The 15,279-nt window shown below is 42.0% G+C and carries 13 protein-coding genes and 1 pseudogene; 11 read left to right on the forward strand and 3 right to left on the reverse strand.

Annotated elements, in window-relative coordinates:
* The first annotated feature begins 102 nt into the window (after positions 1 to 102).
* The 8 genes from pheT to AC4PG5_RS03855 all read left to right on the forward strand — a co-directional run bounded on the left by pheT (position 103) and on the right by AC4PG5_RS03855 (position 7,275).
* Positions 103 to 2,565: a phenylalanine--tRNA ligase subunit beta gene (gene pheT, locus AC4PG5_RS03820; RefSeq protein WP_492030137.1), complete on the forward strand. Its 2,463-nt coding sequence runs from the start codon at positions 103 to 105 to the stop codon at positions 2,563 to 2,565.
* 36 nt (positions 2,566 to 2,601) lie between these two features.
* A complete protein-coding gene (locus AC4PG5_RS03825; protein ID WP_492030138.1) occupies positions 2,602 to 3,342 on the forward strand; it encodes a YebC/PmpR family DNA-binding transcriptional regulator in 741 nt (246 codons plus the stop codon).
* A 6-nt stretch (positions 3,343 to 3,348) separates the two neighbouring features.
* Complete coding sequence (locus tag AC4PG5_RS03830; RefSeq protein WP_492030139.1) at positions 3,349 to 3,594, forward strand: TIGR03905 family TSCPD domain-containing protein; 246 nt, start codon at positions 3,349 to 3,351, stop codon at positions 3,592 to 3,594.
* A 236-nt stretch (positions 3,595 to 3,830) separates the two neighbouring features.
* Positions 3,831 to 5,084, forward strand: a complete 1,254-nt coding sequence (locus AC4PG5_RS03835; RefSeq protein ID WP_492030140.1) for an Nramp family divalent metal transporter — start codon at positions 3,831 to 3,833, stop codon at positions 5,082 to 5,084.
* A gap of 12 nt (positions 5,085 to 5,096) precedes the next feature.
* Complete coding sequence (locus tag AC4PG5_RS03840; RefSeq protein ID WP_492030141.1) at positions 5,097 to 5,603, forward strand: methylated-DNA--[protein]-cysteine S-methyltransferase; 507 nt, start codon at positions 5,097 to 5,099, stop codon at positions 5,601 to 5,603.
* Positions 5,600 to 6,361 (forward strand): exodeoxyribonuclease III, encoded by a 762-nt coding sequence (locus AC4PG5_RS03845; protein WP_492030142.1) that lies wholly within the window; start codon positions 5,600 to 5,602, stop codon positions 6,359 to 6,361. Before AC4PG5_RS03840 ends, AC4PG5_RS03845 begins: the two co-directional genes overlap by 4 nt.
* A gap of 101 nt (positions 6,362 to 6,462) precedes the next feature.
* Complete coding sequence (locus AC4PG5_RS03850) at positions 6,463 to 6,915, forward strand: C-GCAxxG-C-C family protein (protein WP_492030143.1); 453 nt, start codon at positions 6,463 to 6,465, stop codon at positions 6,913 to 6,915.
* 159 nt (positions 6,916 to 7,074) lie between these two features.
* A complete protein-coding gene (locus AC4PG5_RS03855; RefSeq protein ID WP_492030144.1) occupies positions 7,075 to 7,275 on the forward strand; it encodes a winged helix-turn-helix domain-containing protein in 201 nt (66 codons plus the stop codon).
* A gap of 85 nt (positions 7,276 to 7,360) precedes the next feature.
* Here AC4PG5_RS03855 and AC4PG5_RS03860 read toward each other — a convergent pair.
* The 3 genes and pseudogenes from AC4PG5_RS03860 to AC4PG5_RS03870 form a co-directional block, all read right to left on the reverse strand.
* Positions 7,361 to 8,587, reverse strand: a pseudogene (locus tag AC4PG5_RS03860) (serine hydrolase domain-containing protein); the annotation flags it as partial.
* A 5-nt stretch (positions 8,588 to 8,592) separates the two neighbouring features.
* Positions 8,593 to 10,062 carry a sodium:solute symporter gene (locus tag AC4PG5_RS03865; RefSeq protein WP_492030145.1) on the reverse strand — a complete coding sequence of 490 codons (1,470 nt, stop codon included), beginning with the start codon at positions 10,060 to 10,062 and terminating at the stop codon, positions 8,593 to 8,595.
* Between the two features lie 26 nt (positions 10,063 to 10,088).
* Positions 10,089 to 11,255 (reverse strand): exo-beta-N-acetylmuramidase NamZ family protein, encoded by a 1,167-nt coding sequence (locus AC4PG5_RS03870; protein ID WP_492030146.1) that lies wholly within the window; start codon positions 11,253 to 11,255, stop codon positions 10,089 to 10,091.
* A gap of 414 nt (positions 11,256 to 11,669) precedes the next feature.
* Here AC4PG5_RS03870 and AC4PG5_RS03875 point away from each other — a divergent pair, with 414 nt between their 5' ends.
* The 3 genes from AC4PG5_RS03875 to AC4PG5_RS03885 all read left to right on the forward strand — a co-directional run bounded on the left by AC4PG5_RS03875 (position 11,670) and on the right by AC4PG5_RS03885 (position 15,278).
* A complete protein-coding gene (locus tag AC4PG5_RS03875; RefSeq protein ID WP_492030147.1) occupies positions 11,670 to 12,020 on the forward strand; it encodes a hypothetical protein in 351 nt (116 codons plus the stop codon).
* 168 nt (positions 12,021 to 12,188) lie between these two features.
* Positions 12,189 to 13,970, forward strand: a complete 1,782-nt coding sequence (gene lepA, locus AC4PG5_RS03880) for a translation elongation factor 4 (protein ID WP_492030148.1) — start codon at positions 12,189 to 12,191, stop codon at positions 13,968 to 13,970.
* Positions 13,971 to 14,105: 135 nt separating this feature from the next.
* Positions 14,106 to 15,278, forward strand: a complete 1,173-nt coding sequence (locus tag AC4PG5_RS03885) for a sodium:proton antiporter (RefSeq protein WP_492030149.1) — start codon at positions 14,106 to 14,108, stop codon at positions 15,276 to 15,278.
* Position 15,279 lies beyond the last annotated feature (1 nt).

A 15,279-nucleotide genomic window follows, 5' to 3' on the forward strand; every position in this document is an offset into this window, starting at 1 on the left:
GAATAAGAAAATTATGTGTGAATATCCACATTCTGTGGTGCCATAACAAAAATTCTTATTAAATTTGCAAATCTTTTGAGAAACAACAAAAAATAAAATAATATGAACATTTCTTATAACTGGCTGAAAGAGTATGTTGACTTCGATTTAACACCTGATGAAGTTGCTGCTGCGCTAACTTCAATTGGTCTTGAGACCGGTAGCGTGGAAGAAGTTCAAACCATTAAAGGAGGCTTGGAAGGCCTTGTTATCGGTGAAGTACTGACTTGTGTTGAACATCCTAATTCTGACCATTTACACATTACTACTGTTAATCTAGGTGGTGACGAACCTACGCAGATTGTTTGCGGTGCTGCGAATGTAGCTGCCGGACAAAAGGTTGTAGTCGCTACACTTGGCACTAAACTTTACGATGGCGATGAGTGTTTTACAATAAAAAAATCGAAAATACGCGGTGTTGAATCAACAGGCATGATTTGTGCTGAAGATGAGATTGGCATCGGAACTTCTCACGATGGTATTATCGAATTACCGGCAACAGCTGTTCCGGGTACATTGGCTAAAGATTATTATAACATCAAGAGCGACTACGTGTTGGAAGTGGATATTACTCCTAACCGTGCAGATGCTTGCTCACACTATGGTGTAGCTCGCGACCTTTATGCTTATCTTTTGCAGAACGGTCGCACAGCGACTCTAATACGTCCTTCGGTTGAAGGTTTTTCTATTGACAATCACGATTTAGATATAGAGGTTAGTGTAGAAAACAAAGAAGCGTGTCCACACTATGCCGGCGTTACCGTAAAAGGAGTAACCGTTAAAGAGAGTCCGGAATGGTTGCAAAACCAGCTTCGTCTCATCGGCGTACGCCCTATCAATAATGTGGTGGATATCACCAACTACATCGTTCATGCTTTCGGACAACCGTTACATTGCTTTGATGCTGATCAGATCAAAGGCGGTGAAGTTATTGTTAAAACTCTACCGGAAGGTACAAAGTTCGTTACGCTCGATGAAGTAGAACGCTCGTTGAACGAACGCGACTTAATGATCTGCAACAAGGAAGAAGCGATGTGTATTGCCGGTGTCTTTGGCGGATTAAAATCGGGATCGACCGAACAAACGGTGAACATCTTTATCGAAAGTGCTTATTTCCACCCAACATGGGTGCGTAAAGCCGCTCGTCGTCATGGATTGAATACCGATGCCTCGTTCCGTTTCGAACGTGGAGTGGATCCGAACAATGTGATGTATTGTTTGAAACTTGCAGCATTGATGATCAAAGAATTGGCCGGAGGTACCATCTCTAGCGAGATCAAAGATGTATGCAGCGAAACCATTCAAGACTTCGTGGTAGAGTTGCCTTATCAGAAAGTAAACACATTGATCGGTAAAGTCATCCCGACAGAGACCGTGAAGAACATTGTCACTAGCTTGGAAATGAAAATCACAGCCGAAACTGCTGAAGGATTGACATTGGCCGTACCTCCTTACCGTGTAGATGTACAACGCGACTGTGACGTGATCGAAGATATCTTACGTATCTACGGATATAATAATGTAGAGATCCCTACAACTTTGAAATCAAGTCTGACCACAAAAGGTGATGAAGATCGTTCGAACAAATTGCAAAACTTAGTGGCAGAGCAATTGGTCGGCTGTGGATTCAATGAAATCTTAAACAACTCGTTGACTTGTGCCGGCTATTATGAAGGTCTGGAGACTTATCCGGCTAACCAATCGGTAATGTTACTTAACCCGTTGAGTAACGACTTGAACGCGATGCGTCAGTCTCTTCTTTTCGGTGGATTAGAGAGCGTTGCTCACAATGCCAACCGTAAGAATGCCGATTTGAAATTCTTCGAATTTGGTAACTGTTACCATTACAACGGAGAAAAGAAGAATGCAGAGAAAGTACTTGCACCTTATTCTGAAGAGTACCACTTAGGCTTGTGGGTAACCGGTAAGACGTATTCTAACTCTTGGGCACATGCCGATCAGAATAGTTCGGTTTATGAGCTTAAGGCTTATGTGGAAAATATCTTGAAACGTTTGGGACTCGATTTACACCAGTTGGTTGTTGGTCAGCTGACTAATGATATCTATTCAACTGCTTTATCGGTGAACACTAGAGGTGGCAAATGTTTGGCTACATTTGGTATTGTGACTAAGAAGCTATTGAAGGCTTTCGACATCGATAATGAGGTGTACTATGCCGACTTGAACTGGAAAGAGTTGATGAAAGCCATTCGTTCAACTAAAGTCAGCTATCATGAGATCTCTAAATATCCGGTAGTAAAACGCGACTTGGCTCTATTGATCGACCAGAAAGTGGAGTTTGCCGATATCGAAAAGATGGCATTCGAAACTGAACGTAAACTATTGAAAGAGGTGACTTTGTTCGATGTTTACGAAGGCAAGAATCTAGAGGCCGGAAAGAAATCGTATGCAGTAAGTTTCTTCTTACAGGATGAAACTAAGACACTCGACGAAAAGACGATCGATAAAATCATGTCTAAATTGGTGAGAAACTTCGAAACACGATTGGAAGCCAAATTAAGATAATAGAATCTATTAAATTTCATACAAAATATAAAACCAATGGGAAGAGCGTTTGAATATAGAAAAGCGACCAAGCTTAAAAGATGGGGCAACATGGCCCGTACATTTACTAGAATCGGCAAACAAATTGCAATTGCAGTAAAAGAGGGTGGTGCCGATGCGGAAAACAACCCGCATCTTCGTGCTGTGATCGCTACTGCGAAACGTGAGAACATGCCGAAGGATAACGTTGAACGCGCTATCAAGAACGCATTAGGTAAAGATCAGAAAGATTACAAGGAAATGAACTACGAAGGATACGGTCCTTTCGGTATTGCGGTATATGTGGAAACAGCAACCGACAATACTACACGTACCGTAGCTAACGTACGCAGTATCTTCAATAAACTTGGAGGTTCATTGGGTACTTCAGGTAGTCTTGACTTCATCTTCACTCGCAAATCAATGTTTACCATCACTCCTAAAGAGGGAGTCGATATGGACGAGCTGATTCTTGAGTTGATCGACTTCGGAGTAGAAGATGATTACGATATGGATGAGGAAGAAAACGAAATCACGTTGTATGGTGATCCTAAATCGTTCAGCCAAATCCAAAAATATCTTGAAGACAACGGTTTTGAAGTTAAAGCAGCCGAATTTACCCGTATTCCAAACGACGAGAAAGAGTTGAATGACGAGCAACGCGCTACAATCGACAAGATGGTAGAACGCCTGGAAGACGATGAAGACGTACAGAACGTTTATACGAATATGAAACCTGCTGAAGGAGGAGAAGAATAATTCGGCATGGAGTATACGTTCAAAACGAAAGGAACTTGTAGTACACATATTCATCTAACCATTGAGGAAAACGTTCTTAAGGAGGTTTCCTTCGACGGGGGATGTAATGGTAATCTACAAGGCATCTCATCACTTGTTAAAGGCATGAAGGTTGAGGAAGTCCTCACCAGACTAGAAGGGATCCACTGTGGAGGTCGTCCGACTTCTTGTCCCGACCAGCTCTGTCGTGCTTTGCATGAGATGGGGTATTGATGGACTGACCATCGAATCATATAAAAAAAAGATCAGCTTTGGGCATTAAACCCCGAAGCTGATCTTTTTTTTTAGATCAATTGTTTATTTTTCGTAGATCAAAATTCTTGTTTACAAGAGGCTCGGCCTACGAATGGTTCTAATTTCGACTCGCTATTTATCGGTATTTTGAACCAAAAACGATGAAAGCCCGTTCATAATAGATATATTTGTAAATAAGTAAACAAAATAAACGCATGAAACATTTTTTAAAAGAATTAAAGAAGAGCGACCACAAACGCTACCTTGGCGGTTTGGATGTCTTTAAATATATTGGTCCCGGGTTATTGGTCACTGTTGGCTTTATCGATCCCGGAAATTGGGCCTCTAACTTTGCTGCCGGTTCTGAATTTGGTTACACCTTACTATGGGTGGTGACTTTATCGACGGCGATGTTGATTATCCTGCAACACAACGTAGCTCACTTGGGTATCGTTACCGGTCTATGCTTGTCGGAAGCAGCCACGAAATATACTCCAAAGTGGGTCTCACGCCCAATATTGGGTACAGCCATTTTAGCCTCTATCTCAACCTCTCTAGCCGAGATCTTAGGCGGCGCCATCGCTCTGCAGATGTTATTCGGCATTTCGATTGTCTGGGGAGCGATACTCACCACGGTCTTTGTCTCGATCATGTTGTTCACCAATTCGTACAAGAAGATCGAGCGGTCGATTGTGGCATTTGTATCAGTCATCGGTCTCTCTTTCATCTATGAGCTTTTTCTGGTAGATATCGATTGGCCAATGGCCGCAAAAGGGTGGGTGACCCCTTCCATCCCCGAGGGAAGTATGCTTATTGTGATGAGCGTCTTAGGTGCGGTAGTCATGCCACACAACCTATTCTTACATTCTGAGGTGATACAGAGCCACGAATACAATAAAAAAGACGATGCTTCCATCCAAAAGGTGTTGAAGTACGAGTTGTTTGACACCCTGTTCTCCATGATTGTGGGATGGGCCATTAATAGCGCAATGATCCTTCTGGCTGCGGCAACTTTTTTTAAGAACAATATTCAGGTAGGCGAGTTGCAACAAGCCAAATCATTACTCGAGCCTCTGCTCGGCAATAATGCAGCGATTATTTTTGCATTGGCCTTACTTATGGCAGGAGTTTCGTCAACGATCACAAGCGGCATGGCTGCCGGATCAATCTTTGCCGGTATATTTGGAGAGTCGTATCACATTAAAGATGTACATTCACAACTCGGCGTACTACTCTCCTTAGGACTAGCCTTACTCTTGATCTTCTTCATTGGCAATCCGTTTAAAGGGTTACTGATCTCACAGATGATTCTGAGTATCCAATTGCCGTTCACCGTTTTCCTGCAAGTCAGCCTAACGTCATCGAGTCGGGTCATGGGTAAATACGTCAACAGCAGATGGAGTACTTTTGTGCTTTACACCATTGCCACGATCGTTTCTATATTGAATATCATGCTTTTATTCTCATAAAAAACAGACATCATGACGATTCACTATCTATTTTTCAACCACACCTTAGGAGAAGTCTTAATGGCTTCCGATGGTAAAGGACTCTGTTTCGTGGGCTTTACCGATAACGATCGTTCATCGGCTTTAGACGATTTGAAAGCAAGACTCAAAGAGGTCACCCTTTTTCAAGAAGGCACCGACGATCATCTTCGTGAAGGCCTCACTTTCTTAACTAGCCGGACCACTGAACCTTGTCGCGTGCCTCTTCGATTTCATGGTACACCATTTCAGAAAGAAGTATGGAAAGCTTTAATGAACATACCTTTTGGAGAGCGAACATCCTACAAAGCCATTGCCGAACAGATTGGCCGTCCAAAGGCTGTGCGTGCCGTTGGAACAGCAATTGGGCGCAATAATCTGTCGATTATCGTCCCTTGCCACCGAGTACTAACCTCTTCCGGCAAGTTGGGAGGTTATCACTGGGGAATAGAGCGAAAGAAAAGATTACTAGAATACGAACAACAAATGAAAAGATCATGAAAATCATCACCTATAATGTCAACGGATTACGCGCAGCTCTAACTAAAGGGTTCGCCGACTGGTTAAAAGAAGAGAATCCCGATGTGTTGTGCCTTCAGGAACTTAAGCTTCAGCCCGATCAATATCCCGGTGAAGTATTCGATGCTTTAGGTTATCAGTCGTATATTCATTGTGCCCAAAAGAAAGGTTACAGCGGCGTTGCCATTCTCTGTAAACAGAAACCCGATCATGTAGAATATGGCATGGGAATAGATCAGTACGACGCCGAAGGACGTTTTATTCGAGCCGATTTCGGAGACCTTTCGGTTGTCAGCGTTTACCATCCGTCGGGTACCACCGGCGACGAACGTCAAGCCTTCAAAATGGGATGGCTGGATGCCTTTCAACGCTATGTGCTCGATCTAGAGAAAAAACGCCCTAAACTCGTTTTATGCGGAGATTACAACATCTGTCACGAACCGATAGATATTCACGATCCGGTACGTAATGCGACGAATAGTGGTTTCTTGCCCGAAGAGAGAGAATGGATGACCGGTTTCTTGTCCTCTGGATTTGTCGATTCGTTCCGCACGCTTTATCCCGATAAACAACAATATACTTGGTGGAGTTATCGGTTTAATTCACGCGCAAAGAATAAAGGCTGGCGAATTGATTATTGCATGACCACCGAAAGTTTACGATCGTCTTTAAAATCGGCACGCCTACTCAATGAAGTCGTGCATTCCGATCATTGTCCGATGGCGTTGGAAATGGAATAGAGTAGGGCATCCCACCCTGTTCCTCACAAATAATGCATCGGTTGAAATACAGATAACCGGCGTTTTTTGTACTTTTGCAACGCAACAAAAAATAAAATGAAATGGAAGAAAGAGTAGAAAAAGCAGTAGAACTGTTTAAGAGCGGATATAACTGCTCTCAATCGGTTGTTGCTGCTTTCGCTGATATGTACGGATTCGATCAAGAACAAGCTTTACGCATGGCGGCATCCTTTGGCGGAGGAATCGGACGAATGCGAGAAACCTGTGGCGCAGCGTGCGGCATGTTTTTGTTGGCCGGACTAGAAAATGGAGCTGTAGAAGCAACAGACCGACAAGGAAAAGCAGCCAATTATGCTTTGGTTCAGGAATTAGCCGAAGAATTTAAAAAGAGAAACGGATCAATGATTTGTGCAGAACTTTTAGGATTACGCCCCAAGGAAAATATGACGTCACAACCGGAAGAACGCACCACACAATACTACGCAAAACGCCCTTGCGCAAAGATGGTAGAAGAAGCTGCGCGAATCTGGGTGGAACATATCGAAAAGAAATAAAATCGTCTATTCCAGAATCATTATATTACATTTTTATTAAGTTTTACAAACTTCTTTGTTTACTTTATACTTTTTTTACTACATTTGCATTATTCAAACTAACCCTTTTCACCTCTGATTGAAGGTGATAAGTATGTCGAACTTTAAATGACTAACAAAATGTGGAAAGAAAAAGCAGGCGAAATAGCCGGTAAAATCTGGACAGCACTCAATGGTACTGAAGGAATGACACTGAAAGAACTGAAGAAAAAAGCTAAGCTCAATGAGAAGGATCTTCATCTAGGCTTAGGGTGGTTACTAAGAGAAGATAAACTATCGATGGAAGAGATAGAAGGCGAGTGGTTTATCCGACTAAGCTAGTCGCTAAGCATTAAACGAAAATGTGCGCCGATGGGTAAGTCTACTCATCGGCGCACATTAGTTATATAAAGGCTATTTATTTCAGCACTGAGGCAGCCACTGTGTTAGCGACCATTCCACGCAAACGAACCACGCTCGTCACATCTTTGGGATGTACGGCATTGGTCAATAAGATGATGGCTAAATCATGATCGGGATCAATCACAATAGACGTACCGGTGTAGCCCGTATGTCCAACCGTATGCAATCCCAACAAGTTTCCCTTATTCGATGAATAAGCCGAGTAAGAATCCCATCCCGGTGTACGTCCAAACGATTCCAATCCGCGTGGTACCGTAAACATGGCATTAACGGCAAGCTTACTGAGAATACGATGCCCTTTATAAGCCCCTCCATTCAATAAGCTAGTCACAAGAATAGCTAGATCGTTCGCATTCGAAAAGAGTCCCGCATTACCCGAAATCCCGCCATTCATCACGCGTGCCAAAGGGTCATGAACTTGTCCGCAAAGGATCTGTCCGTTGGATTGTTGTTCGGTCGGCGCAATATCTTTCTGCCATGCCGGACAAGTTAAGTTGCCCCAAAAACCATTTTCCTCTTCTTTAAGTGGCAGGAAATCGGTATGTTTCATGCCAAGTACGTCAAAGATGTTCTGCTTGGCAAAGTCTCGCAAGTTTTGTCCGCTAATCTTCTGAATGATCTGTTGCAGAGTGATATAGTTAAGACAACTGTACTGGAACTGAGCCTGTGGCTTAAAATGACGCTTACATTCAGAGATGTAGGTCACCAACCCTTCCGGATGAAGTCGCCCGTATTGCTTCTGAAGTTCAGAAACCGGAGCATATGCAGGAAGTCCCGAGGTATGCGTCAAGAGATCGATAACGCGAATCGGCGTCTCTTTACCGGAATCGTCTATCCACCCTTGAAAATGAGGAAGAAACCGACTCACGGGATCTTCAAACCGTAACAATCCCCGTTCGACCAAGATCATCGTACTTATGGCAGTTGCCACAGGCTTGGTGCATGAAGCCAAGTCGAATACCGTATGAATATCCATCGGTTCAACCTGAGGCTCCAAACGCTTATTCCCGTAAGCCTTCAGATAAGCAATTTTCTGATGCCGAACCACCATCAGTACGGCACCGGGTATTTCTTTGTCGGATATCGCTCTCTGAATAGACTCATCGGCATAAGCCAACTGTTTAGCACTTAGACCAACCTTATCGGGCGTAACCCTTCGAAGAGATTGTGCCGACAGAGAAACGCCTATTGAGAATAGGAGCAAACCGACACTAACAATAGTTCTCATCATAACGTTTATTTTGTTTTTAAATTCTCACTTCGGTCTCTTTTGATGAAGAAGCAGAGTCCGGCAAAAGTAAAGAAGGCATTGAATAATAATAATTCATAGCTAAACTGATAGCCATTAAACCAGGCTTCCGAATGACTCTGAAGGATGTAACAGAGCAAAGGAGAGGCAATAGCCACCAAAGGAATGAAACGATCATGCACGCGTTCTTTCGTTAAAATGCCAAAAGCAAACAGTCCCAGAATAGGACCATAGGTGTAACTGGCCAAAACATAAACAGCATCAATCACACTCGTATTATTCAGCAAATTAAAAATAATAATTACGACTCCCATAGTCACCGCCATACCAACATGAATTCGCTTACGCAAGCGAAGGACTTCGGCCTCGGTTTTCCCTTTTGTGCCTACGATGTCGACCGTAAAAGAGGTCGTTAAAGCCGTAAGAGCCGATCCCGCTGCCGAGTAAGCTGAGGAAATAAAGCCGATGATAAAGAGTATGCCGACAATCATCGGGAAATATCCTCCGGTAGCAATCATCGGGAAAAGTTCATCGCTATTCTTGGGAGCTTCAATGCCATTGCGAGCAATATAAAGATACAATAGAACGCCAAGAGTCAAAAATAGCAAGTTAATGAATAGCTGACAAATGGCACTCGTCATGATGTTTTTCTGTGAGTCTTTAAAATTCCGACAACTCAAGTTTCGTTGCATCATATCTTGGTCGAGCCCCGTCATCGCAATCACCGTAAAGATTCCGGCCAAAAACTGTTTAAAGAAATACCGTTTATCATTTCCATCTTCTAAGAAGAACAGCTGAGACAGAGAACTTTCGGAAACATTTTTAAGCATCCCACTGAAACTAAATTCCAAATCGGAAGCGATATAATAAATACATAGACCGACAGAGACAACCAAACAAAAGGTTTTTAGTGTATCGGTCCAAATTAAGGATTTTACTCCACCACGAAACGTATACAGCCACACAAGAGCAACCGTCAAGGCCACATTGATATAGAACGGGATATTTAACGGAGTAAACACTAAGAACTGTAGTGTGATGCAGACTAAGAACAAACGCACAGCAGCACCTAACATTTTCGATAGAAAAAAGAAATAAGCACCTGTGCGATAAGAGAACCGACCGAAGCGATTCTCAAGGTATTCATAGATCGACACGAGATTCATGCGGTAAAATAGTGGGATTAAGATAAAGGCAATAATGAATTGCCCCACAACAAATCCCATAACCATCTGAAGATAAGAGAAACTTTTGGCTTCAACCATTCCCGGAACAGAAACATAAGTCACTCCCGAAATGCTCGAACCAATCATGGCTAAAGCGACCATGTACCATGCCGACTGTCGGTTACCAACAAAGAATCCGGCATTATCGGCTTTACGCCCGGCAAGATAAGAGACCAGAAATAAAACGATAAAATAAGCAGCAATGGTCAGTAATATAGAAGTAGGTGTCATGACAAAGGGTTTTTATAAGTTTAGAATTATTCTTTGTAGAGTAAATAAGGTTTCCGTTGCTTCTTAAACTTCTCGACATCGTCTTGCCAAGTGGCTTTAATCTCTTCGGCACTCTTACCTTGTTCAATCATTTTTCGGATCTCTCCATTACCAATCAGACGCTCAAAGAACGAACGAAAGAAACGGTCTCCAAGGTTTAAGTTACGGTAAGCATCGATCACATAGCTCAAATCGAGGCCTTTGCTCCAGATCAGTTCATCGCTCAGCTGACTAAGGTCAACCCCGTAACAGGTCTTATTTTCTTGAGGCGGATGTTGTGCTCCGGGCTTACTTTTTGGCGTAAACTCATAATGATATCCCTTCATATCGGGGTGACCATAGATCTGAAAAGGAAGTTCGGTACCTCGTCCTAAGCTTACGGGAGTCGCCTCGAATAGGCAAGTCGACGGATATAAGTAAACCGATTTCATGTTAGGTAAATTAGGAGAAGGAGGAATCGGTAATCGATATTTCGTTTGATGAGTGTAATTCAGACAAGGGATTACGGTTAAATCACAAACCCGTCCATTGGAAAGCCAGCGTTCGCCATTAATCATTTGTGCCAATTCACCGAGGGTCATACCGTGCACAACCGGAATAGGTAACGCACCGACACCCGACTGGTACTTCATATCCAACAGCGGACCGTCAACATAAAATCCGTTAGGGTTCGGACGGTCGAGCAAAACAACTTTTTTCTTGTATTCCGCACAAACATCCATCAATCGGAACATTGAGATATAATAGGTATAGAAACGGAGTCCGACATCTTGGATATCAACGACTAGGAGATCGAACTTCTGCATCGACGATTTAGATGGCTTTTTAGAATTTCCATCATAAAGAGAAAGGATGGGTACTCCGGTCGTTGGATCAGTAGAACTGGCTACATGTTCCCCGGCATCGGCTGTTCCACGAAATCCATGCTCAGGGGAAAAGATTGCTGTGACATTAAACTTCTGGTCTACAAGCACATCGAGCAAATGACGCTGTCCAACCATACCCGTATGATTAGAAAAGATCGCAATCCGCTTTCCGTCAAGAAGGGGAGTATAAGTTTCAAGCCGCTCGGCTCCAACAACAACTTGACAGTTTTGTCCATTGATCGAGCCCATGCATTGTAAAAAAAGGAAAATAATTAATAGTTTTTTCATGATAGCTATAAGATGTAATAGAATATACACATGAATATCACAAATATAAGGCTATTATAGTCTAAAACCTACAAATCTAGTAATCATCTATCTATAGGCTTATATTTGAAGATAACAAATATAGGTTTTAATTCATTTTGCAAGTTCTTTTTATACATAAATTAATGTTTATATACTGTAATTTGCAATATTATTATTTATGAATGCCCAAAATGAAAGCGATACAGTATAGAAAACAGATCTAGATACAAATTAAAATTTGTTAAAAAATAGTGATCAATCATCGACAAATCTTTATCTTTGTTTGAGTTTTCTGACAGTAATCGGCCGCCTTAACTAGATCGAATACACGAACTGTAATTTCATCAGAAAGCGATCGACTCTTATTGATAAACTTACAAATTATATACACAGATGATAAGAAAGAAAGGATTACTTGCACTGCTTTTGTTGTTGCCGCTATTCATCAATAGTTGTACGCAGGAAGAGACACAGCTAACCGACACAGAGATGAGGTTAGTTGGCTCATGGATTTCTAATGATGATCCGCATGAAGTGTTTTATCTGAATCTAAAAGCCGACGGAACCGGAGATATTTCAAACACATACGATGGGACCGAAGAGGAGTTTTCCAGCTTTAACTGGAGTGCCTCGCCAACAGTGTTACGACTAGATCACAAATCCGGTCGAACAGAAACGCTGAATTATCAGTATAGTGGTGGAAATACGCTCACTGTTGGCAGCGTCTCTTACCAGAAAAGATAAGGTTCGATAATAGATCCAACATTTTATTTTCACCTATTTTTTCACTATATTTGTGCACAATTTTTGCTATTATCCATATCGCATGACAAATAACCAGGAAAGCGGTGTAGATCAAAGCATTATGAATTGTCATTAAACGATTGAAATTAAGAAACTTATTAGTATTAAATGAAGAATATACGTAACTTTTGCATTATTGCTCATATTGATCATGGTAAATCAACTTTGGCCGACCGATTATTAGAGTATACTAAAACCATTCAGGTGACTAAAGGGCAAATGCTCGATGATATGGAACTCGAACAAGAGCGAGGAATCACCATCAAAAGCCATGCCATACAAATGGAATATCAATATAAAGGTGAAAAGTATATTCTCAACCTCATTGACACTCCGGGACACGTCGACTTCTCATACGAAGTTTCACGTTCTATCGCAGCCTGCGAAGGTGCACTACTTATTGTAGATGCTTCGCAAGGCGTACAAGCCCAAACCATTTCTAACCTTTACATGGCTATTGACCATAATCTTGAGATCATTCCGGTCATCAATAAGTGCGATATGCCAAGTGCAATGCCTGAAGAGGTGGAAGATGAAATTGTCGACTTGTTAGGATGCGATCCTGAAGAGATTATCCGGGCATCCGGAAAAACAGGAATGGGAGTAGAGGAGATTTTAGCAGCTGTTATCGAGCGCATTCCTCATCCTAAAGGAAGCGAAGAAGAACCGCTGCAAGCTTTGATCTTTGACTCTGTATTCAACTCCTTCCGTGGTATCATCGCTTATTTCAAGATCTTGAACGGAGTAATTCGTACAGGTGATAAAGTAAAGTTCTTCAATACCGGGAAAGAGTACGATGCCGATGAAATTGGAGTTCTCAAATTGCAAATGTCGCCTCGCAAAGAATTGCGCACCGGTGACGTAGGCTATATTATTTCAGGAATTAAGACCTCAAAAGAGGTTAAAGTAGGGGATACGATTACCCATATCGAACGTCCATGTACAAAAGCAATTTCGGGATTCGAAGAAGTTAAACCAATGGTCTTTGCCGGTTTATACCCGATAGAAGCTGAAGACTTTGAAGATCTTCGTGCTTCATTAGAGAAATTGCAATTGAACGATGCGTCACTAACCTTCCAACCGGAGTCTTCACTAGCCCTTGGCTTCGGATTCCGATGTGGCTTCTTGGGATTGCTCCACATGGAGATTATACAAGAGCGTTTGGATAGAGAGTTCGATATGAATGTGATCACAACCGTTCCCAACGTTTCTTATCTCATTTACGACAAACAAGGAGAAGTGACTGAGGTACACAACCCTGGTGGAATGCCCGATCCAACGCTAATCGATCATATCGAAGAGCCTTATATCAACGCCTCAATCATTACCAAGAGCGACTATATCGGTCCGATCATGACGCTTTGTTTAGGAAAAAGAGGTGAACTCGTTAAACAAGAATATATCTCCGGAAATCGAATGGAGATCCATTATAAAATGCCGTTAGGTGAGATTGTGATCGACTTTTACGATCGCTTGAAAAGTATATCAAAAGGGTATGCCTCTTTTGACTACCATCCTGCGGGCTTCCGTCCGTCAAAGCTTGTTAAGCTTGACATTCTGCTCAATGGCGAATCGGTTGATGCATTATCGACCTTAACCCACTTTGACAATGCCTATGAGATGGGACGGAAAATGTGCGAAAAGCTAAAAGAACTGATCCCGAGACAACAATTTGAGATTGCCATTCAAGCTGCAATCGGAGCTAAAATTATTGCCCGGGAAACGATCAAGGCCGTTCGTAAAGACGTTACAGCGAAATGTTACGGAGGCGACGTCAGTCGTAAGCGTAAACTGCTAGAAAAGCAGAAGAAAGGAAAGAAACGTATGAAACAAATTGGTAATGTTGAAGTTCCTCAAAAAGCCTTTCTTGCTGTGCTAAAACTGGATTAAAACAATATACGAAGTAGAATGTTTATTCAAGGAAAGCTCTTTGAATAAATGTTCTCATTTCGTAACGTAAAATAGTGATTGTTCTCTGTCTGCAGAGCTTTCTTGGCAATCACTTCATTTAAAACCATAAAATAAATGAGAAAAGTTCTGTCCTTCTCGGCCTTCTTAATGGTAGGCCTACTCGTTTCACAAGTACTACCCCAGTTAAGTGGAAGTGCTTATGACCCAATTAAGTCTGTAGCAAACGTATTACTATATGTTTGCTTAAGTTTTATAATGATCAATGTCGGTCGAGAGTTTGTCCTTGACAAGTCTCGATGGAAAAGCTATGCTCAAGACTACTTTATCGCAATGGCTACAGCAGCTATGCCGTGGTTTATCATTGCTTTCTACTATGTATTCATTCTTCTCCCTCCCGAATATTGGAATAGTTGGGAAGCATGGAAAGAAAACCTTCTATTGAGCCGATTTGCGGCTCCTACCTCTGCCGGAATTTTGTTCACCATGCTAGCCGCCATCGGCTTGAAAAGCAGTTGGATCTATAAAAAGATACAGATCCTAGCTATCTTCGACGATTTAGATACGATACTGTTGATGATACCACTACAAATCATGATGATTGGCCTAAGATGGCAACTCATCATTGTAGTCATTATCGTCTTTCTATTATTATCGATCGGTTGGAAACAGCTCAATAAACATGAATGGCGCCAAGATTGGAAAGCCATCTTATTCTACGCTGTTTTTGTCTTCCTATCGACCCAACTTATCTATTGGGGATCGAAGCAACTTTATGGAGAAGAGGGAAGCATCCATATTGAAGTCCTTCTTCCAGCCTTTGTTCTAGGTATGATGATGAAGCATCAAGAACACGATACCCCAATTGAACGACGCGTTTCAACCGGCGTTTCGTTTTTGTTCATGTTCTTAGTCGGATTAAGCATGCCGCACTTTATCGGAGTCAACTTTGCAGAGAGCCATATGGGCACTCATTCCATAACCGGATCTCAACCCATCATGTCTTGGGGGATGATCTTATTCCATGTATTCGTTGTTTCTCTACTTTCAAACATAGGTAAACTGTGTCCGATATTCTTTTATAGAGATCGCAAACTAACCGAGCGACTAGCTTTGTCCATCGGTATGTTTACTCGAGGAGAAGTTGGAGCAGGCATCATATTTATAGCATTAGGCTATAATTTAGGAGGACCAGCCTTGATTATCTCCGTATTAACCTTAGTTTTGAATTTAGTATTAACCGGACTTTTTGTCGTTTGGGTGAAAAAGTTGGCTTTAAGAAGTTACTAGA

The organism is Bacteroides sp. QWL-09 (assembly GCF_058683585.1).